The organism is Microlunatus kandeliicorticis (assembly GCF_014137855.1).
In the GTDB taxonomy this organism is placed as follows: Bacteria; Actinomycetota; Actinomycetes; order Propionibacteriales; family Propionibacteriaceae; genus Microlunatus; species Microlunatus kandeliicorticis.
On sequence record NZ_JACGWT010000007.1, the window covers coordinates 60,686 to 80,891 of the forward strand.

A 20,206-nucleotide genomic window follows, 5' to 3' on the forward strand; every position below is an offset into this window, starting at 1 on the left:
CATCCGTGCGCTGAGCCTGTCGAGGCGCGTGCGTGCCCCTTCGACAGGCTCAGGGCGCCGCGGTGGGTGGCTGCTCAGGGCACCGGCGGGAAGCGGTCGTCCGGGAAGGGACCGCCGACGGCCAGCCCGAGCCCGTCGGTGCAGACGTGCGGGCGGCCGTCGTAGCGGGTCTCCCGGTCGACGTAGATGTTGACGTGCGCGAACCGGAACTCGTCGGTCTCGTTGGCGTTCGCGGTGTGCGGCGTGTAGCCGTTGTGGAAGGTGACGTCGCCGGCGCGCAGCGGGATGGTGATGCGCCGGGTCCAGACCAGGTCCGGCGCGGCCTCGAACAGGTCGGTGGCGTCGGCGAGGTCGATGGCGCGGATGTCGTGCCGGTCCTGCTGACCGGGGATGAAGGTCATGCAGCCGCGCTCGACCGGGACGTCGACCAGCGCCACCCAGGCCGACAGCGCGTGCCGGCAGCCCGCGTGCGGCCAGTACGGCGCGTCCTGGTGGTACTCGGTCGGCGTGGCGTTGTGTGGCCGCTTCATCAGCAGCTGGTCGTGCCAGATCCGCAGCGGCATCCCGGCCAGCTCGGTGGCCAGCGTGGCCAGCCGCGGGTGCAGGGTCAGGTCGCGCAGCACCGGGTCCGTGCGCCACACGTTCACCACCTGCTTGAACATCGCGCTGTCCGGGTCGAGGGCCTGGCCGTGCTCGTAGGCCTCCGCGGCCGCGGTGCGGTAGCGCTCGACCTCGGCGGCGTCGAGCACCCCGGGCAGGTGGACGAAGCCGTCGGTGCGGTACTGCTCGACGACGGCGAGGTCGAGCAGCGGGCTGGTGAGGGTCTCGGTCATGGCTCGATCCTGCGGCGCCGGGCCCGGGGGCCGCTAGCACCGGACTCGCCGAAACCAGCACGATCCTGCTCTGTCCCTACGGACGTCCGCGCGTCGCCGTGCTAAGCCTGGTTCCGTGATCCCCGAACGCCGCACCAGAGCCGACGTGTTCGCCCCCGGCGCCTACCCGGTGTCCGCGGCCCGGCTGACGCTCGAGCAGGACGTTCCTGCCCACGGGCACGACTTCTGCGAGCTGGCCGTGGTGGTGGACGGGGCGGTCGGGCACCGGACCCGGCACGGTGCCCGCGAGCTGGTGGCCGGCGACGTGGTGGCCGTCCGGCCCGGGGCCTGGCACGAGTACCGGGTCAGCACCCGGGTCGAGGTGGTCAACGTCTACGTCGGTCCCGAGCTGCTCGCCGCCGACCTCGACTGGGTGCTCGACTACCGCGCGCTGACCGAGCTGCTGCTCGGCACCGGCGAGGCCGAGCTCCGGCTCGATCCGGACGGCCTGGGCCGGGTGGTCGGCTGGCTCGACCAGCTCGCCGAGCGGGCGCGGCGGACCGGTGCCCTCGGACCGGTCCAGCTCCGCGGGCTGCTCGGCTGCGTGCTCGCCGAGTGCGCGGCCGCCCGGCACCCCGGCGAGGACGAGGGGGTGCTGGCCCGCGACGTCCGGGCGGTGGTGCGGGCGATGGCCGCCGACCCGGCGCGGGCCTGGACGGTCGGCGAGCTGGCCGGGATCGCCGCGGTGTCGGTCTCGCACCTGCACCACCGGTTCGCCGACCAGCTCGGGATGAGCCCGCTGCGCTGGCTGACCCGGCACCGTGCCGAGCAGATGGCGCTCCGGCTGGTGGGCACCGACGACCCGGTCTCGCGGGTCGGTGCCGCCGTCGGCTGGCCGGACCCCAACTACGCCGCGCGGCGCTTCCGCGCCGAGTTCGCGCTGTCGCCCACCTCCTACCGCGCCCGGTTCACGGTGACCGCGCGCTGAGACCTCAGAGGCCGAGCCGGGCGGCGAGCTCCTCGGCGCTCAGCGAACCGGGGCCGGTGCCCTGCTTCGCCGCGGTCCGGGCCAGCGCGGCCAGCCGCTCGTTGACCGGGGCGGCCAGCCCGTGCTCACGGGCGAGCCGGGCGATCTCGCCGTTGAGGTAGTCGGTCTCGATGGTCCCCGTGCCACGGGCCAGCGACTGCCACGAGGAGCCGCCGAGCCGGTCGGGCTCCCCGGCCACCGGCGCGACGCTGAACGAGTCGTCGCGCGCCGCCTGCTCGGTGGCGTCGTCGGTGTAGGCGATCCCGCAGCCCTCGAGCACGGCGCGCGCCTCGCGGTCAGCGGCCGCCAGCACCGGGGCCGGATCGCCCTCGCCGACCAGCGCCTGGACGCTGTTGCCGAGGTTGCTGAGCAGCTTGCGGTACTTCCAGGCCATCACCTCGTCGGTGACGACGACCTCGCAGTCGGCGGCCCGCCAGTCGTCGCGCAGCGTGTCGAGCAGGGTGGCGTCCGCCTGCCGGGCTGTCTCGTCACCCGATCGGTGGTAGGCGCCGACGTGGAAGATCCCGCGGCGCGGGGTGGCCCGGACGATGACCTCGCCGGGTTCGAGGTAGACCGCGGGCATCCAGACGCAGACGGCGAACACCCGGGTGAAGTAGCGCAGCGCCATGCTCTCGCTGGTCACCCCGTTGAGTGCGGTGCAGACCGGCAGCCGCTCCCAGGCGGCCCCGACGCGTTCCCCGCTGTCCGGGTCGACGACGTCGGCGTCGGCCCACTCGGCCAGCGCGGTCACCGCCTGGTGGGTCTTGGTGCTCAGCACCAGCACGTCGTCGGTGGTGAGCCGCAGCTCGTCGGGACCGGTGACCGCCTCGACCGGCACCCGGCGGTCGGACTCCGGGGTGCGGACCCGCAGCCCCTGGCTGCGGACGGCGTCGACGTGCGCCTGGCGTCCGACCAGCACGGCCGACCGGCCGGCCGCGGCCAGGCAGCCGCCGACCGCGCTCCCGATCGCCCCGGCCCCGATGATCACGTAGCGAGTCACCGGATCACCCTAGGCTGACCTCTCCACCGACCGTCCGGGAGGACTGATGGAGCTGCGGGTCCCGCTGGCCGTCCGCGACCTCGAGTTCGACGACCTGAGCGAGCTCGAGTGGAGCGGCGGGCCGAAGCACGTCGAGGCGCTGGCCGAGGCGATCGGGCTGCGGCTCGAGGGGCGCGCCGAGCTGCTGCTGGTGACCGCCGGCCGCCGCGCCCAGACGGTCGGCTGCGGGGCGGTCGACTACCGCAAGGCCGAGGACGCCGGCGAGCTCTGGATGCTCTCGGTGCACCCGGCCTGGCAGTCGCTGGGAGTGGGCACGGTGCTGATCGGCGCGCTCGAGGACCGGATCCGCGAGCGCGGGCTGCCGCGCGCCCGGCTCGGCGTCGAGCACGACAACCCGCGGGCCCACGCGCTCTACCGCCGGCTCGGCTACGTCGACGACGGCACCGAGCTCGACGGCTGGGGCGAGGGCGGCGGCCGCACCTACGTCACCGTCTGCACGATGATGACCAAGCCGCTGGCCTGACGCGACGTCGCGAGCCGCGCGGCACGCCTCCCCGGCCCGACCGGCGTCGCTGCCTAGGCTCGGTCCATGACCTCCGCGCTCGTCCTCACCGTGGTGCTGATCGCGGGCGTGGGTGTGCTCGGGCTCGGCTGCCTCGGTCTGCTGGTCCGGCTGCTCCGCCGGAGCTGAGCCGGTCCCGCTCCGGCGCCGGTCGGTGGACCGGACCGGTCGTCGTGGTGTGACAGGCTTGCCCGCATGCCGTTCGAGATCCCGAGTGACCTGCACCCCGACCTGGTGGCCCTGGCCTGGATGCTGGGCCGGTGGGAGGGCACCGGCAAGGGCAGCTACCCGGGCACCGAGGACTTCGAGTTCGGCCAGCAGGTCGACTTCAGCCACAACGGCGAGAACTACCTGCACTACCTGTCGCAGACCTTCGAGGTCGGTGAGGACGGCACCGCGGTGCGCCCGCTGACCATGGAGACCGGGTTCTGGCGGCCGCAGCGCGACGGGACGGTCGAGGTGGTGCTCTGTCACCCGACCGGGATCGCCGAGATCTGGTACGGCAAGATCACCGGCGCCCGCATCGAGCTGGCCACCGACGCCGTCGCCCGGACCCCGGGCGCCGAGGAGTACACCGCCGGCCAGCGGCTCTACGGCAACGTCGACGGCGAGCTGCTCTGGACGTTCGACAAGGCCTCCGGCGGCCACGAGCTGCAGAACTTCGTCTGGGCCCGGCTCCAGCGCGGCTGACCCGAGCCGGCCGCGCGCCGGGGCTGCCCGAGGGGAAGAACCCCGGCCGCCCGGTGGTTGTCGCTGTCGGCGGGACTACACGCAGAGCCGCAGGGTGCGGACGAGCAGGGGGAGGCACGGCAGTGACGGTGGTCAGCAACGAGGGCCCGGACACCGGCGTGGCCTGGCACCACGGCGACCCCGCCCGTGAGCAGCGCGCCCTCGACCGGCCGGGTGCCGTGGTCGACCGGTCGCACCGCGGCGTGCTCACGGTCAGCGGTCCCGACCGGTTGACCTGGCTGCACTCGCTGACCACCCAGCACCTCGAGTCGCTCGCCCCGGGCGTCGGCACCACCGCGCTGGTGCTCTCCCCGCAGGGTCACCTCGAGCACGTCCTCTACGGCGTCGACGACGGCAGCACCTTCTGGGCGCACACCGAGCCGGGGGCCGCTCCCGCGCTGGTCGGCTGGCTCGACCGGATGCGGTTCATGATGCGGGTCGAGGTCGCGGACCGCAGCGACGACGTCGCCCTGGTCTGGAGCTCGGGCGGACAGGCGCCCGCCGAGGTGCTGGTCACCCGGACGGCCCCGGATTCGCTCGGCGGCACCGACTGGTTCGTCCCCCGCGACCGGCTGGCCGGGGTGCTGGCCGGCGGGATCGCCGCCGGCACCTGGGCCTACGAGGCCCGGCGGATCGCCGCCGGGGTGCCGCGGATCGGGATCGACACCGACCACCGGACCATCCCCAACGAGGCCGGGCTGCTCGGCGTGGCCGTCCACCTCGACAAGGGCTGCTACCGCGGGCAGGAGACGGTGGCCCGGGTGCACACGCTCGGACGCCCACCGCGGCGGCTGGTCCGGCTGCAGCTCGACGGCTCGGCCGAGCGGCTGCCCGAGCCCGGGGCCGCGGTGACCGTCGCCGGCGACCCGACCGGTCGCAGCGTCGGCTTCGTCGGCAGCTCGGCCCGGCACTGGGAGGAGGGGCCGATCGCGCTGGCGATGATCAAGCGGTCGGTGCCCACCGACGCCGGCCTGGTCGCCGACGGGATCGCGGCCAGCCAGGAGGTGCTGGTCGACCCGGAGATCGGCGAGCACGTCCGCGCCCGCCTCTGAGCCCCGGCTGAGCCGGTTCCGCGGCGTCGGCGGCCCCGCCGACACGCCGCGACGGAAAAATTCGGGCGCGACGCGTGACGTTTCCCGGCCCGGTCCCCTCCTTGTAGGTGTCGAACCACACCATCGAGGCAGGGAGTGACATGAGCATCGGCGATCAGGCCAAGAACAAGGCGCAGGAGTTCGAGGGCAAGGCCAAGGGTGCCGTCGGCGACCTGACCGGTGACCGGAGCCTGCAGGCCGAGGGCAAGGCCGACGAGGCCGCCGCCAACGCCAAGCAGCTCGGCGAGAAGGCCAAGGGCGCCGCCTCCGACGCCAAGGACGCCGCCGCGGACGCGGTGCACGACGCCAAGGGCGCCGCGCAGGACGCTGCCCACGACGTCAAGAACGCCGCGCAGGACGCCGCCCACGACGTCAAGAACGCCGCGCAGGACGTCGTCGACGACGTCACCAAGGCCGCCCGCAAGGGCCACGGCGTGATCAACCGGCTGTCGCGGGCCGGCTTCCGCAGCGAGTACGCCTACATCGCCGGCTTCGCGTCGGTGGGGGTGTCGCTGGCCAGCTGGCTGATCAGCCGGAACAAGACCGGCGACGACAAGGCGCAGTCCGACCGCTGGGGCATCTTCATCGGGCACTGGGCGCCGACCTTCATGGCCCTCGGTGTCGCGCTGAAGCTCGAGGAGGACTGAGTCCGGCGGGTCCGGAGCCCGATCCGCCGGACCCACCCGGACCGTTCCGTCCGCACCCGAGCAGGAAGGCACCGATGGCCCAGAAGAGCGCCGCGGAGAAGCTGAAGGACAAGACCCTCGACGCCCTGGAGGACGTGGCCGGTCCGGTCGCGTCCGACCCGAAGGACGGGTCTGACCAGGACAAGAAGGCGAAGAAGGGCAAGAAGGACAAGAAGGGCAAGGCGAAGAAGGGCAAGGAGGCGAAGGAGACGAAGGAGGTCTCCGGCGCCGAGGCGGCCGAGCGGGCCAGGAAGCGCGCGCAGCTCGAGGACCGGATCGAGCACGCCGACAAGGCACTGGCCAAGGCGCAGCGCCGGGAGCTCAAGCTCGGCCGCAAGCTGGCGGTCGACGAGCAGCGCGCCCGCCGGGTCCGCAAGTCGATCCGGTCGGCGCAGTCCGACCTCGACAAGCTCGGCGAGAAGCTGAGCACCGCCAAGGCGGAGCGCAAGAAGGCCAGGAAGAAGCTGGCCGCGCTCCGCGACTGACCGCGCTCCGACGGGCCCGGTGCACGCTCCCGATGTCGGCGGGACGCGGTGCGCCGGGCCTGTCGAAGGGCTTCCCGGCCGACGCCGTTAGCCTCCTGCCGTGAGCAGTGGCTTCGAATCCGACCCGATCCTGGTCGAGGTGACCCGCGGCGACGTGGTGGAGAGCGTCCACCGCGGTCGGGTGGCGGTCACCGGTCCCGACGGCGAGCTGATCGCCTCGATCGGTGAGCCGTTCGCCCCGATCTATCCCCGGTCGTCGCTCAAGCCGCTGCAGGCGGTCGGGATGCTCCGGGCCGGGCTCGACCTCGACGGCGCCCTGCTCGCGCTGGCCTCGGCCTCGCACTCGGGCGAGCCGTTCCACCTCGACGGGGTCCGCGAGGTGCTGTCCCGCAGCGACCTCGACGTCGACGCCCTGCAGACCCCGCCGGACTACCCGCTCGACGACGAGGCCCGGACGGCCTGGATCGCCTCCGGTCGCGGCAAGGAGCCGCTGGCGATGAACTGCTCGGGCAAGCACGCCGGCATGCTCCGTACCGCGGTGTTGCGTGGCGACGACCCGACGCGCTACCGCGACCCCGGGCAGCCGGTGCAGACCGCGATCGTCCGGACCATCGACGACCTCGCCGGCCAGCAGGCCCAGAACCTGACCGTCGACGGCTGCGGCGCTCCGCTGTGGTCGATCGAGCTGTACGGGCTGGCCCGGGCCTTCGGCCGGATCGCGCAGGGCGCCCCGGGGACCGAGGAGGGGCGGGTGGCCGAGGCGATCCGCGCGCACCCGGAGTTCGTCTCCGGCACCCACCGCGACGAGGTCGAGCTGCACCGCGCCGTCCCCGGGCTGATCGGCAAGGGCGGTGCCGAGGCCGTTCACGCGGTCGGACTTCCCGACGGACGCGGGGTCGCGCTCAAGATCGCCGACGGTGGCGCCCGCGGCCGGGCCGCCCTGATGGCCGCGGTGCTCAACGCTCTCGGCTACGACGACCCGATCCTCACGGCGCACCAGCAGCTGCCGACACTCGGCCACGGCGAGCCGGTCGGCGTGATCCGCCCGGTCGCCGACCTCGCCGCCCGGCTGCGCGGCTGACCTCCGGCGACACCGGCCCGCCGGTCGCGTCTTCGCTGTTTCACACCGAACGTCCTTAGGCTGAGCAAGTGACCGACCTGGGACGGTTCCGCGCGGTCCTCTTCGACCTCGACGGCGTGCTGACGCCGACCGCGGAGGTCCACATGCGCGCCTGGCAGCAGCTGTTCACCGACTACCTCGCCGGTCGGGACGGCGTCGCTCCCTACGCGGAGACCGACTACTTCGACCACATCGACGGCAAGCCGCGCTACGACGGCGTCCGCTCGCTGCTCGCCTCGCGCGGCCTGACCCTGCCCGAGGGCAGCCCGGACGACCCGGCCACCGCCGAGACGGTGTGCGGGCTGGGCAACCGGAAGAACGACGTCTTCGCCGCGGTGCTGCACGAGGAGGGTGTCAGGCCCTATCCGGGCTCGGTCGCCTTCCTCGACCACGTCGAGCGGCTCGGGCTGGCGCTCGCGGTGGTGTCGAGCTCGCGCAACGCCCCGGCCGTGCTCGCGGCCGCCGGGCTGGCCGACCGGTTCCCGGTCGTGGTCGACGGAACGGTGGCCGCCGCCGACGGGCTGCCCGGCAAGCCGGCGCCGGACACCTTCGTCGCCGCGGCCGAGCGGCTCGGCGTCGCGGTGCCCGAGGCGGTCGTGGTCGAGGACGCGATCTCCGGCGTGGCCGCCGGTGCGGCCGGCGGGTTCGGGTTGGTGGTCGGGGTCGACCGCGGGGTGGGCGCCGACCGGCTCCGCGAGGCGGGTGCCGGCCTCGTGGTGGCCGACCTGGACGAGCTGGTGCCGGCGTGAGCGACCACGACGACGTGCTGCGCGCCGACCGGACCTTCCTCGACGAACCGCGACCGGGGGACCCGGCGCACCCGCCGCTGTTCCCGCCCGGGCCCGACGGGATGCCCGGCGCCGGGCCGGACCACCCGCCGCCGGTGCACGACCACCTCGACCGCTCCCGGTTCCCGGTCGACGAGTGGCGGCTCTCCGAGCGCGTCTACAGCTCGGCCGACCTCGGCGTCACCGAGACCATGTTCGCGGTCGGCAACGGCTACCTGGGGCTCCGCGGGAACGTCGAGGAGGGCCGCGAGAGCCACACCCACGGCACCTTCATCAACGGCTTCCACGAGACCTGGCCGATCCGGCACGCCGAGGAGGCGTTCGGCTTCGCCCGGGTCGGGCAGACCATCGTCAACGCCCCCGACACCAAGACGATCAAGCTCTACGTCGACGACGAGCCGCTGCTGCTGTCGGTGGCCGACCTGGAGAGCTACGACCGCTCGCTCGACTTCCGCGACGGCGTGCTCACCCGCGAGATGATCTGGCGGACCCCGGCCAACAAGCGGGTGCAAATCAAGAGCACCCGGATGGTGTCGTTCGCCCAGCGGCACCTGGCGGTGATGACCCTCGAGGTCACCATGCTCGACTGGCGGGCGCCGGTGGTGATCAGCAGCCAGGTGCTCAACCGGCAGGACGGGCGCGACGAGTACCACGTCACGGCGGCCGCGATGGGGGAGGGCTTCGACCCGCGCAAGGCGGAGGCCTTCGCCGACCGGGTGCTCCAGCCGCAGTCGCACTGGAACGGCGACGACCGGATCATCATGGGCTGGCGGACCACCAACTCGAAGATGACCCTGGCCGTCGGCGTCGACCACACCATCGAGACCGAGAACGCCTACGACCAGCGGACCGACGCCGACGAGGACCTCGGCAAGATGGTCTACCGGGTGCAGGCCAAGCCCGGTGTGCCGATCCGGATCACCAAGGTCGCGGCCTACCACACCTCGCGCGGGGTGCCCGTCCGCGAGCTGGTGGACCGCTGCCGCCGCACCCTCGACCGGGTCCGCGAGCAGGGGATCGAGCGCCAGCACGTCGACCAGCGCGAGTGGCTGGACGCGTTCTGGCTGCGGTCGGACGTCGAGGTCCCCGGTCATCCGGCGCTGCAGCAGGCGATCCGCTGGAACCTGTTCCAGCTGGCCCAGGCCTCGGCCCGGGCCGAGCAGTCCGGCGTCCCGGCCAAGGGGGTGACCGGCTCCGGCTACGGCGGGCACTACTTCTGGGACACCGAGATCTACGTGCTCCCGTTCCTCACCTACACCTCACCGTGGATGGCCCGCAGCGCGATGCGGTTCCGCTACAACATGCTCGACGCGGCCCGCCGCCGGGCCGAGGACCTGACCTCGCGCGGGGCGCTGTTCCCGTGGCGGACGATCAACGGCCACGAGGCCAGCGCCTACTACGCCGCGGGCACCGCGCAGTACCACATCGACGCCGACATCGCCTTCGCGCTCTGGAAGTACGTCAAGGCGACCGGGGACGACGACTTCATGTGGCGCGAGGGCGCCGACGTGATGGTGCAGACGGCCCGGATGTGGGCCGACCTCGGCTTCTGGCGCGAGGACGGCGACGGCGCGTTCCACATCCACGGGGTGACCGGCCCGGACGAGTACACCACCGTGGTCAACGACAACCTGTTCACCAACGTGATGGCCCGGTTCAACCTGCGGCAGGCGGCCGAGACCGTGCGGACGATGGAGGCCTACCACCCGGAGGAGTACCGCCGGCTGGTCGACCGGCTCGACCTCTACCCCGAGGAGGTGGAGGAGTGGGCCCAGGCGGCCGACCTGATGGCCATCCCCTACGACGAGACCACCGGGATCCACCCGCAGGACAGCCAGTTCCTCGAACGCGAGGTGTGGGACCTGGCCAACACCCCGGCCGACCGGCGGCCGCTGCTGCTCTACTACCACCCGCTGGTGATCTACCGGTTCCAGGTGGTCAAGCAGGCCGACGTGGTGCTCGCGCTGTTCCTCCAGGGCGACCACTTCACCCTCGAGGAGAAGAAGGCCGACTTCGACTACTACGACCCGATCACCACGGGCGACTCGACGCTGTCCGGGGTGGTCCAGTCGATCATCGCCGCCGAGGTCGGCTACCACCGGCTGGCGCTGAAGTACTTCGTGTCCTCGCTGTTCGTCGACCTCGCCGACCTGCACCACAACGCCTCCGACGGCGTCCACGTCGCCTCCACCGGCGGCGTCTGGACGGCCCTGGTCTTCGGCTTCGGCGGGATGCGCGACGACAACGGGCTGCTGACCTTCGACCCGCGGCTGCCCGACGGGTGGGACGCGCTGGTCTTCCGGTTCACCAGCCGCGGCAGCCGGGTGCGGGCCGAGGTGCGGCACGACCAGCTCTGCTTCGCGCTCGAGACCGGGGCGCCGGTCGAGGTGCGAGTGCGCGGGGAACGGGTGGTGATCGACTCGGCCTCGGTGACCGTCCCGCTGGCCGACCAGGGGCCGCGGATCGACGCCGAGGTCGCCTTCTCCCGCACCGGTCGCCGCGAGGACGGCAGCCTGATCACCGCCTCGGTGCCGCACTCCGGCCGCGCCCGCGGCTGAGCGCTCCCGACCGGTCACGGAAAAAACTCGTGATCGGACGTGACATCTCCGGCCGACGTACGTCTTCCCTTGCGTACGAGGTTGTTCCACCTACCAGTTCAGGAGATGCCATGTCGCAGTCCGTTGTCCCCGCCACCGGCGAAGAGCGTCGTCAGGCCGAGCGCCAGGCCGAGCGGGACGCCGCCAAGCAGCAGGAGCAGGCGCAGCCGAAGACCCTCGACGCGCTGCACACCGAGCACGGTGACACCACCATCGCCGACACCGTCGTGGCCAAGATCGCCGGCATCGCCGCGCGCGAGGTCCAGGGCGTGTTCGCCATGGGCAACGCCGCCCGCCGGGCCATCGGCAACCTGACCCAGCGGATCCCGGGCGCCAGCCAGACCAACGTCACCGGCGGTGTGTCGGTCGAGAAGGGCGAGTCCCAGACCGCCATCGACATCTCGGTCGTCGTGGAGTACGGCGTCTCGATCGTCGACGTCAGCGACCAGATCCGTGAGAACGTCATCCGCGCCGTCGAGTACGGCACCGGCCTCGAGGTCGTTTCGGTGGACGTGAACGTCTCCGACGTGCACCTCCCCGAGGACGACGACGCCGCCGACCAGGGTGGCGTCAGCGCCGGCAACGACGAGCTGCGCTGATCACCACCCTGATCACGAGCGCTGCTCGTCGGCGCTGATCAGCCGGGTTGACCACCTCGACACCGGATCGGCAACGGGGCCGGGCCGGCGGAGCGATCCGCTGCCCGGCCCCGGCCGGTCCCGAGGACCGATCGACCCTGCTTCCCACCCTCTTCTGCACCACGCTCTTGGAAGGGCACCCGTCATGACCCGCACCACCATCGCCCTCTTCGTCGGGCTCGTGCTCGGCCTCACCGCCGCGTTCGGCTCGTTCGGCTCGTTCGTCATCGTCGTCGTGTTCGGCGCAATCGGTCTGATCGTCGGTCTGATCCTCGACGGCCGTCTCGACGTCCAGGGCCTGATCGGCCGCGCGACCGAGAAGCGATGAGCGCCCCGTCCGACGGCCGGGTCGACCCCCGCCGGCGCGGGCGGCTCGAGCTGAACGACCGGGTCGTGGAGAAGATCGCCGGTCAGGCCGCGGCCGAGATCGGCGCCGCGCACGGCCGGTCCGGCGGCTTCCTCGGGATCGGTGCCGAGGCCGACGCCGCCGCGCGTCCGAAGGTCGACGTCGACCTCGGCAGCGACTACGCCGACCTGGCCATCACGGTGGGCATCGCCTACCCGGGTTCGATCCGCGCCGCCGCCCAGCAGATCCGCGACCACGTCACCGAGCGCGTCCAGACCCTGACCGGGGTCCGGGTCCACCGGGTCGACATCGACGTCACGTTCCTCACCGTGGGCGGTTCCACCCACGACGACCACCAGGAGGTCCTGCGATGAGCCGCAACGACGGCCGCTCGCGGTCGCTGCGTCGCCGGCCCAGCCGGACCGTGGCCGCCAGCATCGTGGCCGTGGTCATCACGGCGATCGGGGCGCTGGCCGCCATCGCGGCGATCTTCGCCCTGACCCGCGGCGGCTGGCCGACCGCGGTGACCGGCCCGGCCCGCGCGGTCGCCGGCTCCAGCTGGGGCTCGGCCGCGGTGATCGCCGCGGGCGCGGTGATCGCCGTCCTCGGCCTGATCATGCTGATCGCCGGCATCAAGCCCGGCCGGCACAAGACCGCGGTGCTCCGTGCGCCGGGTCAGACCACGGTCCCCGACACCGAGTTCGTGCTCTCCTCGCGGGCCATCGCCCGGCTGGCCGCGTCCCGTGCGGACGGCATCGACGGGGTCGAGTCGGTCTCGGCGTCCGCCGACCCGAAGACCGTCCGGGTCAGCGTCACCACCTCGTCCGAGCAGTCGGCCGCGATCCGCCAGCGGGTCCAGCAGGAGGTCACCTCGGTGCTCGAGGCGGCCGGTCTGCAGCCCGTCCCGCGGGTCCGCGCCACCGTCCATGTGAAGGGGATCTGATGCGCCAGACCGCCATCCGTCTCAACCGCACCTGGTTGACCATCCTCGGCATCCTGATGCTGCTCGGCGGGCTCGCCGTGCTGCTGATCGGGACCGGCCTGCTGGCGCCGACCGCCCGGGCGATCGGCCGCAGCCTCGACCGGCCGACCCCCTCGACCAAGCTGTTCGCCGCCTCCGCCGGGAGCCTGTTCGCCCAGACCTGGGTGATCATCGTGGTCGCCGTGGTCGGCGTCGTGCTGGGCCTGCTCGGTCTCGGCTGGCTGCTGGCCCAGATCCCGCGGAGCAATGAGGCCAAGCCGTTCCGGCTGCAGGACAGCGCCGAGGCCGGTCTGACCCGGATCGCCCCGTCGGTGCTCACCGACGCGGTCGAGGACCAGATCAAGGGGCTGCCCGGCGTGGTCAACGCCTCGGCGGTGCTCCGTGGCACGGCACAGGCGCCCGACCTGACCGTCAAGGTCACCGCCTCGGACCGGGCCCGGATCCCCGAGCTGCTGCAGACCCTGCAGACCCGGGTGGCCGACGACTTCGGCCGCGCGCTCGACACCCGGCTCACCCGGCTCGGCGTCCAGGTCGAGGTCGACACCGCTCGGTCGCGCACCAACCGGATCGCCCTCTGACCAGCGGCGACGACCCGACGCCGATGAGTCAGGACCACGAGACCGCCCCGGAGGAGCTTCCGGGGCGGTCCTCCGTCTCCGAGACCGCTCTGGTCGCGCGGGCGCAGGACGGCGACGTCGAGTCGTTCGAGATCCTGCTCCGCCGCTACCAGGGCCGGGTCTACCGGCTGGCGGTGCGGATGCTGTTCGACCGCGCCGAGGCCGAGGACGTCGTCCAGGACACCTTCGTGCTGGTCTGGCGACGTCTGCCGACCCTCGCCGACCCCACCGTCTTCGCGACCTGGGTCTACCAGATCGCCACCCGGCGCTGCCTCAGCCTGTTGCGCACCCGCGGTCGCCGACAGACCGACCCGACCGAGCAGGAGACGCTCACCCGGGTGCAGGACGAGCAGCAGCCCGACCGGGTGGAGGGCGACCCCGAGGCCGCAGCGACCTACGCCGCCCAGCTGCGCGGGCTCGACCAGGTGCTCAGGACCCTCAGCGACGACCAGCGGGCCTGCTGGGTGCTCCGCGAGCTGCACGAGCTGAGCTACGCCGAGATCGCCTACGCCATGCAGCTGCCGGTCTCGACCGTCCGCGGGCGGATAGCCCGAGCGCGCCAGAACATCGTGGAAGGGATGCGCTCATGGAGATGACCCCCCCGTCGCGCCGGCTCGGCTGCGGACGCGACATCGACCAAGTGTGGGACGGGATCGACCGCGAGCCCGACGCCCACGAGCGCGGCTGCCCGTTCTGCACCGCCGCGCGGGCCGACCTGCGGCGACTCCAGGACGCGACCCGCAGCCTCCGCCAGGAGGAGCTCGACGACCCCGCGCTCGAGCCCAGCCCGGGGGTGACCGAGCGGATCCTGGCCATCGCCCGCGCCGAGGTGCGGCGCGGCCGGCGGCTGCCGCTCGACCGACCCGGGCCCGATCAGACCAGCGACCTGACGGTGAGCGAACAGGCGGTGGCCACCGTGATCCGCCGGGTCGGCGACCGCGCCGGCCGGGTCGAGATCCGGTCCTGCGCGGTCCGGCTCGTCGATCCCGGCGACCCGTCGCTCGCGACCGATCTCGCTGAGGACGCCGGCGACGCGGCCGCGGACGTGCCACCGGGGATCCCCTCCGATGTGACAGTCTCTGTCCGGGTGAGTGTGCTGAGCACCGCCGGGAACAGGGCGTCGATCCCCGCCGTGGTCCAGGAACTGCGCGACGGCATCATCGGGGCCGTCCGACAGGAGGTCGGGGTGAACGTGGTCCAGGTGGACGTGGTGGTCGAGGACGTGCACGGTGACTGAGCTCGCGGGCACGGCCGACCGGGCGGCCAAACCGGTCGCGCCCGACGAGGTGCTGCCGGCCATCGCGGCCGCGGTGCTGGCCGTCCCCGGGGTCACCGCGCTCTCCCCGACGCTCAGCTCGGCCGGCCTCCGCTCGGTGATCCACCGCCGGGCCACCGACGGGATCCAGTTGGTCACCCGCACCGGGCTGGTCGAGGTCGACGTCAACGTCGCCACCGCCGGCACCCGCTCGGCCCGTGCCGTCGCCCACGAGATCCGCGACCGGGTCGGCGCCGAGCTGCGCTCCCACGGGTCGACCCCCGGCACCATCGCGGTCAGCGTCCTCACCATCGGTGAGACTACGGACCAGCCACCTCTTGGCTGAGCGTCCAGCGCCCTGAGCCGGTCGAACCGCGCGCTGAGCCTGTCGGTCCACGCGCGCTGGGCCTGTCGAAGCGCTTCGACAGGCTCAGCGCACGGTCGCCGCTGCTCTGCTCAGCGCGCGCGGAGCCCACTCAGTGCTCGGGCGGGCCCTCCAGCGCCTCGGGGTCCTTGAGGTAGGTCTTCTGGCCGTAGACCGCCCGGTTGATCAGCCAGGTGACCAGCCAGAGCGCGATGCCGATCAGCAGCAGGACGCCGGCGATCCCGTACTGCTCGGTGTCCCGGCCGGTCCAGGGGCCGACGAGGTAGGCGCAGGTCACCGCGCCGATGATCGGCAGCACCGTGGGCGCCCGGAAGTGCCGGTGCTGCTGCGGGTCCCGGCGCAGCACCAGGCAGCAGATGTTGACCACGGTGAACACCCCCAGCAGCAGCAGGGCGGTGGTGCCGCCGAGCGAGCTGATCTGCCCGACGAAGGTGATCAGGCCGCAGGCCAGCGCGCTGGTGAAGAGGATGGCCACCCAGGGCGTCCGCCGGCCCGGGAGCACCCGGCCGAGCACCGGCGGCAGCACCCGCTGGTTGGCCATCCCGTAGAGCAGCCGCGAGGCCATCAGCATGTTGATCAGCGCGGAGTTCGAGACCGCGAACATGCTGATCAGCGGGAAGATCTGGTCGAACGGAAGGTCGGGCGCGCCGACCTGGACCACCTTGAGCAGCGGGGCGCCGCTGCCGAGCTCGCCCGGCGGGACGATGGCCACGGCCGAGATCGAGACCAGCACGTAGATGATGCCGGTGATGGTCAGGCCGCTGAGCATGATCTTGGGGAACACCCGCTCGGGATCCTTGGTCTCCTCGGCCATGTTCACCGAGTCCTCGAAGCCGACCATCGCGAAGAAGGCCAGCGAGGTGCCCGCGGTGACCGCGAGGAACACGCCCTTGTCCTCCGGGGTGTCGAACATGACCGCCCGGGAGAGGTCGGCCTTGCCCTGGCCGAAGGCGAAGAACCCGATGAAGATCACCAGCAGCAGGCCGCTGAGCTCGACGCAGGTGAGCACGATGTTGGCGTAGACGCTCTCGGCCACGCCGCGCAGGTTGATCACCGCGATCAGCAGCATGAAGCCGATGGCCAGCCCGGTGGTGGCCCCGCCGCCCAGCTCGACCTCGCTGCCGCCGCCGCCCCAACCGATCACGTTGTTGATCATGGTCTCGAGGTTCACCGCGAACGCCCGCGAAGCGGTCGAGGCCGAGGTGATGCCCGAGCACATCACGGTGAAGCAGACCAGGAAGGTCAGGAAGTGCACCCCGAACGCCTTGTGCGTGTAGAGCGCCGCGCCGGCCGCGTGCGGGTACTTGGTGACCAGCTCGAGATAGGAGAACGCGGTGATGGTGGCCACCACGAAGGCGACCAGGAACGGCACCCAGACCGCGCCGCCGACCTCGGCCGCGACGTCACCGGTGACCGCGTAGATGCCGGTCCCGAGGATGTCGCCGACGATGAAGAGCAGCAGCAGCTTGGGACCCATCACCCGCTTGAGGCCTGGTTGCGAGGATGCGGGACGTTCGAGGGTCTGGGTGTCGGACACGATGGCTCCTCGCCTGGTCGGTGCTGCGAAACGTTCGATTTCTCAGTTCCACCACAGTGTGACCACGGATTTTCCCTGATCGGAGCCGCTCGGACAAGAGCATCCCGCGCCGCCTAGGGTGATCGGGATGAGTGCGCGGGTGCAGGTCCGATGATCGTCAACGGCCATCGCGGGGCCCGGTTCGAGGCCCCGGAGAACACCGTCGCCGGCTTCCGGCACGCGGCCGGACTGGGGTTGCGCGCCGTCGAGTTCGACGTCCGGATGACCGCCGACGAGCAGCTGGTGGTGATCCACGACGCCACCGTCGACCGCACCACCGACGGCACCGGCCAGGTCTGCGAGCTGCCGTTCGCGGCGCTGGCCGAGCTCGACGCCGCCGCCGGCCACCCGGACTGGACCGAGCGGTGCCCGGTGCCGCGGCTGGAGGAGGTGCTCGACCTGCTCGAGGCCTTCGAGCAGGCCGAGATCGAGGTCAAGGCCGACGGCGCCGGACGGACCGCCCAGGTGGTCGACGGACTGGTCGCCGCGATCGACCGGCGCGGTCTGCGCGACCGGATCGTGCTCACCAGCTTCCACGCCGACGCGCTGGCCGAGGCCGGGCGGCTCGCACCCGGGCTGCGCCGCGGCTACATCGGCGACTGGGACGACCCTGCCGTGCTCGACCGGGCCCTCGCCCTCGGCGTCACCCGCGCCTGCGTGCAGCACACGACCAGCTCGGCCGGGCTGGTCAGCGCGGCGCGCGCGGCCGGTCTCGAGGTGATCGGCTGGCCGTGCAACGACGAGGCAGCCTGGCGGACCTGTCTCGACTGGGAGCTCGACGGCGTGACCACCGACCGGCCCGGCTGGCTGCTGCGCGAGCTCCTCCCGGACTGAACCGACTGCTCAGCCGGCCACGACCCGCTCGGTCGCGGTCGTGCCGGACGTCGCGGCGTCCCGTCCGGCCAGCTCGGCGGCGAGCGCGGTCGCGGCCCGCCACGCCAGCGCGACGGTGGTCAGGGTCGGGTTCGAGGCGGTCGAGGTGGGGATCACGCCGTTGCCGCCGACCTGCAGCCGGTCGACGCCCCAGACCCGCAGCAGCGAGTCGCAGACCGAGGTGCCGTCGTCCACCGGGCCCATCCGGACGGTGCCCTGGTAGTGCAGCGACGAGCCACCCGCGGCCAGCTCCGGCTCCTCCGGCGCCTGACCGAGCCGGTCGATCACCGCGCGGGAGGCCGCCCGCATCCGCTCGATCAGCGCGAGGTCGGCCTCGGTCCGGGTGTAGCGGATCCGCATCCGCGGCATCCCGTAGAAGTCGGTCTCGGTGTCGCTGAACTCCACCGCGTCGCCGAACCGGACGTCCTTGGCCCCGTAGCAGGCGATCACCGCCAGCCGGCGCATCGACGGGTCGTCGGCCCCGTCGCCGAGCGCGATCTTGTAGGCCGAGTTGGCCAGCGTGATCACCCCGAGCTGGAACGGCCGGGCGTCGGAGAAGGGCACCAGCACGCTGGCCACGTTCTGGGGGTCGGTGTCGATCCGGTCGGGGTCGAACTCGTCGCCCAGCATCAGGAAGCTGGCCATCTGGAAGTGCTCGTTGAGGTGGTGGCCGAGCGCGGCGGGGCGGATGCCCGAGGCCCACAGCAGCTGCGGGGTGCGCAGCCCGTCGGCGCAGACCACCACGTGGTCGGCCCGGACGGTGTACTCGGCACCCGACCGGCGGTCGCGGAGCACGGCTCCGACCGCGACCCCCTCCTCGACGAGGATCCGGGTCGCCAGCGTCTCCGCCCGCAACGCGAAACCGGGCGCGGTGGCCTCGAGCTCGCCGAGGATCGCCCCGGTGCCGGCGAAGCGGAGCGACCCGTCCACCCAGCGGGTCGAGGTGGGCATGAACCGGGTCGGCAGGGTGTCGGGTCCGTCGAGGACGTCGGCGACCGCGGACCGGACCGCCTCGGGCAGCCCCTCGCCCGGGACCGGGTGGGTGGTCGTGCCGAGCAGCTGCTCGGCGTGGTCGAGCGCGGCGTCGAGCTCGTCGCCGGGGATGAACGGGATGCGCTCCGACTGCTGCGGGCGCGGGCTCGACGTGCCCCAGTGGATACCCATCCCGCCGACCCCGCTGGCCATGCTGGCCGCGGGCAACCCGACCTCGCCGGGCTCCAGTGCGGGCCGGGGGTCGACGAAGAACAGCCCGGGCAGGATGGTCTGCCGGAACTCGAGGCTCGGGTCGATCCCGGGAGCGATGTCGGCGAGCGCCGCCGCCCGGTGCCGTCCGGCGTCCGGGCCCTGGGTGAGCAGCTGGGCGGCGGTGCGTTCCTCGTCGGTCATGTTCTGGGTGTGGTCGCCACGGACGCCGGGGACCACCGGCCCCACCTCGACCATCAGCACCCGGGCGTGCGGGACGAGGTCGCCGAGCGTGCGTGCGTAGGTGGCGCCGGCCGGGCCCGACCCGACGATCAGGACGTCGACGTGTTCGTCGCGGTCGCTGTTCTCGTCGCGGCGGGTGGGGTGATCGGTGCTCATGCGGGTGTCCTGTCGGTGCGGGATGTCGGGACGGGCGGGGTGGCGGATCGGGTCAGGCGGCGGCGGGTGCGTGCGCCGCGGTGACCTCGACCACCCGGCCGGTACGGGCCCAGGGATCGCCGCCGGAGCCCTCGTACTCGACGGTGAGCGGCCCGGTGAAGCCGTGCCTCGCGAGGATGTCGAGCGCCCGGACCAGGTCGACCGGACCGACCGTGCCGTCCTCGCCGACCTGGTGTGCCTTGACGTGGACGAGCTCGGCCCGGTCGGCCAGGGCCTCGATCCCGGCGTAGAGGTCGGTGAGGTCGAGCCCGGCGAACGGGTCGGTCGGCGCGGTGCCTGGCGCGGCGAACATCGCCGCCATCAGCGGGGCGAGCAGGGCGTCGAAGTTGCCGAGGTCGAGCAGCAGCCCGAGCCGCTCGCGCCCCACCGCGTCGAGCAGCGCGGTCATCCAGGCCGGGTCGCTCGACGGTCCGCCGTGGTTCTCCACCAGCAGACGGATCCCGCGGGCGTTGGCGTGGTCGCCGAGCCGGCTGAGCGCCTCGACCAGGTGGGCCGGCGGCTCGGTCGGCCGGTGCGGGCTGAACGGCGAGCCGGGGTTCACCCGGACGAACCGGAAGCCGAGGCCGGCCAGCCGGTCGATCCAGCGCTCGAGCTCGGCGACGTCGGCAGCGCGCCGGTCCGGGTCGGTGCCGAGCAGGTCGCCGCTGTCGACGGCCACGTTGACCAGGGTGAGCCCGGCTCCGGCGGCCCGCGTCGCGAAGGCGTCGAGCGCCGGGTCGTCGACGCCGGTGAACTGGAAGGCGACTGCCTCGACCCCGGAGACGGCGAACGCCTCGGCCGCCCGGGCGGGGAAGTCGGCGACGGTGAGCAGCGCGGGGAAGTCCTGCGCGAAGACCTGCTCCTCGCCGTTCTGGTCGGTCCAGGCGATCGAGATCGGACCGAGCTGCTCGCGGAGGCTGTAGCTGGAGACGGACAGGACGGTCATGGCGACCCCTCGGACAGGCTCCCGACAGTGGAAGCGACTACGAACTGGTAGTCACTACTATTCCGTGTTCC

Annotated in this window: 23 protein-coding genes; 18 read left to right on the forward strand and 5 right to left on the reverse strand. The window is 72.9% G+C overall.

Translation table 11 applies throughout. The annotated features are described in order from the left end of the window. Window positions 1-74: 74 nt before the first annotated feature. Entirely contained in the window at window positions 75-833 is a 759-nt protein-coding gene (locus FHX74_RS19230; RefSeq protein ID WP_182561851.1) for a phytanoyl-CoA dioxygenase family protein, read from the reverse strand. A 115-nt stretch (window positions 834-948) separates the two neighbouring features. On the opposite strand from FHX74_RS19230, the gene FHX74_RS19235 reads away from it, so the two are divergent. Then, entirely contained in the window at window positions 949-1,800 is an 852-nt protein-coding gene (locus FHX74_RS19235; RefSeq protein ID WP_182561852.1) for an AraC family transcriptional regulator, read from the forward strand. 4 nt (window positions 1,801-1,804) lie between these two features. Here the strand turns inward: FHX74_RS19235 and FHX74_RS21265 are convergent, their stop codons facing one another. Next, entirely contained in the window at window positions 1,805-2,839 is a 1,035-nt protein-coding gene (locus tag FHX74_RS21265) for a ketopantoate reductase family protein (RefSeq protein WP_220484235.1), read from the reverse strand. 46 nt (window positions 2,840-2,885) lie between these two features. Between FHX74_RS21265 and FHX74_RS19245 the strand changes: the two genes are divergently transcribed. From FHX74_RS19245 to FHX74_RS19325, 16 genes are all read left to right on the forward strand, one after another. Beyond that, a complete protein-coding gene (locus FHX74_RS19245; protein ID WP_182561853.1) occupies window positions 2,886-3,362 on the forward strand; it encodes a GNAT family N-acetyltransferase in 477 nt (158 codons plus the stop codon). A 234-nt stretch (window positions 3,363-3,596) separates the two neighbouring features. Continuing rightward, complete coding sequence (locus tag FHX74_RS19250) at window positions 3,597-4,091, forward strand: FABP family protein (RefSeq protein WP_182561854.1); 495 nt, start codon at window positions 3,597-3,599, stop codon at window positions 4,089-4,091. Between the two features lie 122 nt (window positions 4,092-4,213). Then, window positions 4,214-5,182, forward strand: a complete 969-nt coding sequence (ygfZ, locus tag FHX74_RS19255) for a CAF17-like 4Fe-4S cluster assembly/insertion protein YgfZ (protein WP_182561855.1) — start codon at window positions 4,214-4,216, stop codon at window positions 5,180-5,182. 140 nt (window positions 5,183-5,322) lie between these two features. Next, window positions 5,323-5,868, forward strand: a complete 546-nt coding sequence (locus FHX74_RS19890) for a CsbD family protein (RefSeq protein ID WP_220484236.1) — start codon at window positions 5,323-5,325, stop codon at window positions 5,866-5,868. 74 nt (window positions 5,869-5,942) lie between these two features. Continuing rightward, window positions 5,943-6,392, forward strand: a complete 450-nt coding sequence (locus FHX74_RS19270; protein ID WP_182561856.1) for a hypothetical protein — start codon at window positions 5,943-5,945, stop codon at window positions 6,390-6,392. 100 nt (window positions 6,393-6,492) lie between these two features. Next, a complete protein-coding gene (locus FHX74_RS19275) occupies window positions 6,493-7,473 on the forward strand; it encodes an asparaginase (protein WP_182561857.1) in 981 nt (326 codons plus the stop codon). Window positions 7,474-7,541: 68 nt separating this feature from the next. Beyond that, window positions 7,542-8,261, forward strand: a complete 720-nt coding sequence (locus FHX74_RS19280; protein WP_182561858.1) for a beta-phosphoglucomutase family hydrolase — start codon at window positions 7,542-7,544, stop codon at window positions 8,259-8,261. Between the two features lie 101 nt (window positions 8,262-8,362). Then, complete coding sequence (locus tag FHX74_RS19285; protein ID WP_182561892.1) at window positions 8,363-10,858, forward strand: glycoside hydrolase family 65 protein; 2,496 nt, start codon at window positions 8,363-8,365, stop codon at window positions 10,856-10,858. Between the two features lie 110 nt (window positions 10,859-10,968). After that, complete coding sequence (locus FHX74_RS19290) at window positions 10,969-11,496, forward strand: Asp23/Gls24 family envelope stress response protein (protein WP_182561859.1); 528 nt, start codon at window positions 10,969-10,971, stop codon at window positions 11,494-11,496. A gap of 184 nt (window positions 11,497-11,680) precedes the next feature. Next, window positions 11,681-11,863, forward strand: a complete 183-nt coding sequence (locus FHX74_RS19295) for a hypothetical protein (RefSeq protein ID WP_182561860.1) — start codon at window positions 11,681-11,683, stop codon at window positions 11,861-11,863. Beyond that, window positions 11,860-12,255, forward strand: coding sequence for an Asp23/Gls24 family envelope stress response protein (locus tag FHX74_RS19300; RefSeq protein WP_182561861.1), 396 nt, complete (start codon window positions 11,860-11,862; stop codon window positions 12,253-12,255). Before FHX74_RS19295 ends, FHX74_RS19300 begins: the two co-directional genes overlap by 4 nt. After that, entirely contained in the window at window positions 12,252-12,824 is a 573-nt protein-coding gene (locus FHX74_RS19305) for a DUF6286 domain-containing protein (RefSeq protein WP_182561862.1), read from the forward strand. The genes FHX74_RS19300 and FHX74_RS19305 overlap by 4 nt, the downstream gene beginning before the upstream one ends. Next, on the forward strand, window positions 12,824-13,441 hold the full coding sequence (amaP, locus tag FHX74_RS19310; RefSeq protein ID WP_182561863.1) for an alkaline shock response membrane anchor protein AmaP: 618 nt from the start codon (window positions 12,824-12,826) through the stop codon (window positions 13,439-13,441). Before FHX74_RS19305 ends, amaP begins: the two co-directional genes overlap by 1 nt. A 23-nt stretch (window positions 13,442-13,464) precedes the next feature. After that, a complete protein-coding gene (locus FHX74_RS19315) occupies window positions 13,465-14,076 on the forward strand; it encodes an RNA polymerase sigma factor (protein WP_182561864.1) in 612 nt (203 codons plus the stop codon). Beyond that, entirely contained in the window at window positions 14,067-14,717 is a 651-nt protein-coding gene (locus FHX74_RS19320) for a hypothetical protein (RefSeq protein ID WP_182561865.1), read from the forward strand. The genes FHX74_RS19315 and FHX74_RS19320 overlap by 10 nt, the downstream gene beginning before the upstream one ends. Further along, a complete protein-coding gene (locus FHX74_RS19325; protein WP_182561866.1) occupies window positions 14,710-15,081 on the forward strand; it encodes an Asp23/Gls24 family envelope stress response protein in 372 nt (123 codons plus the stop codon). The genes FHX74_RS19320 and FHX74_RS19325 overlap by 8 nt, the downstream gene beginning before the upstream one ends. Before the next feature lie 130 nt (window positions 15,082-15,211). On the opposite strand, the gene FHX74_RS19330 is transcribed toward FHX74_RS19325, so the two are convergent. Continuing rightward, the gene (locus FHX74_RS19330) at window positions 15,212-16,657 is read right to left on the reverse strand and encodes an APC family permease (protein ID WP_328823937.1); all 1,446 of its coding nucleotides are present in this window, start codon (window positions 16,655-16,657) and stop codon (window positions 15,212-15,214) included. Window positions 16,658-16,807: 150 nt separating this feature from the next. On the opposite strand from FHX74_RS19330, the gene FHX74_RS19335 reads away from it, so the two are divergent. After that, window positions 16,808-17,530 (forward strand): glycerophosphodiester phosphodiesterase, encoded by a 723-nt coding sequence (locus tag FHX74_RS19335; protein WP_182561867.1) that lies wholly within the window; start codon window positions 16,808-16,810, stop codon window positions 17,528-17,530. A 9-nt stretch (window positions 17,531-17,539) separates the two neighbouring features. Here FHX74_RS19335 and FHX74_RS19340 read toward each other — a convergent pair whose 3' ends face one another. Continuing rightward, window positions 17,540-19,150: a GMC oxidoreductase gene (locus FHX74_RS19340; protein ID WP_182561868.1), complete on the reverse strand. Its 1,611-nt coding sequence runs from the start codon at window positions 19,148-19,150 to the stop codon at window positions 17,540-17,542. Window positions 19,151-19,202: 52 nt separating this feature from the next. After that, the gene (locus FHX74_RS19345) at window positions 19,203-20,135 is read right to left on the reverse strand and encodes a sugar phosphate isomerase/epimerase family protein (protein ID WP_182561869.1); all 933 of its coding nucleotides are present in this window, start codon (window positions 20,133-20,135) and stop codon (window positions 19,203-19,205) included. Window positions 20,136-20,206 lie beyond the last annotated feature (71 nt).

What these genes read in the sequence shown, in the direction of transcription:
- FHX74_RS19230 (WP_182561851.1), bottom strand. Translation starts at nt 833, where the DNA reads ATGACCGAGACCCTCACCAGCCCGCTGCTCGACCTCGCCGTCGTCGAG.
- FHX74_RS19245 (WP_182561853.1), top strand. Translation starts at nt 2,886, where the DNA reads ATGGAGCTGCGGGTCCCGCTGGCCGTCCGCGACCTCGAGTTCGACGAC.
- FHX74_RS19250 (WP_182561854.1), top strand. Translation starts at nt 3,597, where the DNA reads ATGCCGTTCGAGATCCCGAGTGACCTGCACCCCGACCTGGTGGCCCTG.
- FHX74_RS19890 (WP_220484236.1), top strand. Translation starts at nt 5,323, where the DNA reads ATGAGCATCGGCGATCAGGCCAAGAACAAGGCGCAGGAGTTCGAGGGC.
- FHX74_RS19270 (WP_182561856.1), top strand. Translation starts at nt 5,943, where the DNA reads ATGGCCCAGAAGAGCGCCGCGGAGAAGCTGAAGGACAAGACCCTCGAC.
- FHX74_RS19285 (WP_182561892.1), top strand. Translation starts at nt 8,363, where the DNA reads ATGCCCGGCGCCGGGCCGGACCACCCGCCGCCGGTGCACGACCACCTC.
- FHX74_RS19290 (WP_182561859.1), top strand. Translation starts at nt 10,969, where the DNA reads ATGTCGCAGTCCGTTGTCCCCGCCACCGGCGAAGAGCGTCGTCAGGCC.
- FHX74_RS19295 (WP_182561860.1), top strand. Translation starts at nt 11,681, where the DNA reads ATGACCCGCACCACCATCGCCCTCTTCGTCGGGCTCGTGCTCGGCCTC.
- FHX74_RS19300 (WP_182561861.1), top strand. Translation starts at nt 11,860, where the DNA reads ATGAGCGCCCCGTCCGACGGCCGGGTCGACCCCCGCCGGCGCGGGCGG.
- FHX74_RS19305 (WP_182561862.1), top strand. Translation starts at nt 12,252, where the DNA reads ATGAGCCGCAACGACGGCCGCTCGCGGTCGCTGCGTCGCCGGCCCAGC.
- amaP (WP_182561863.1), top strand. Translation starts at nt 12,824, where the DNA reads ATGCGCCAGACCGCCATCCGTCTCAACCGCACCTGGTTGACCATCCTC.
- FHX74_RS19315 (WP_182561864.1), top strand. Translation starts at nt 13,465, where the DNA reads ATGAGTCAGGACCACGAGACCGCCCCGGAGGAGCTTCCGGGGCGGTCC.
- FHX74_RS19320 (WP_182561865.1), top strand. Translation starts at nt 14,067, where the DNA reads ATGGAGATGACCCCCCCGTCGCGCCGGCTCGGCTGCGGACGCGACATC.
- FHX74_RS19335 (WP_182561867.1), top strand. Translation starts at nt 16,808, where the DNA reads ATGATCGTCAACGGCCATCGCGGGGCCCGGTTCGAGGCCCCGGAGAAC.
- FHX74_RS19340 (WP_182561868.1), bottom strand. Translation starts at nt 19,150, where the DNA reads ATGAGCACCGATCACCCCACCCGCCGCGACGAGAACAGCGACCGCGAC.
- FHX74_RS19345 (WP_182561869.1), bottom strand. Translation starts at nt 20,135, where the DNA reads ATGACCGTCCTGTCCGTCTCCAGCTACAGCCTCCGCGAGCAGCTCGGT.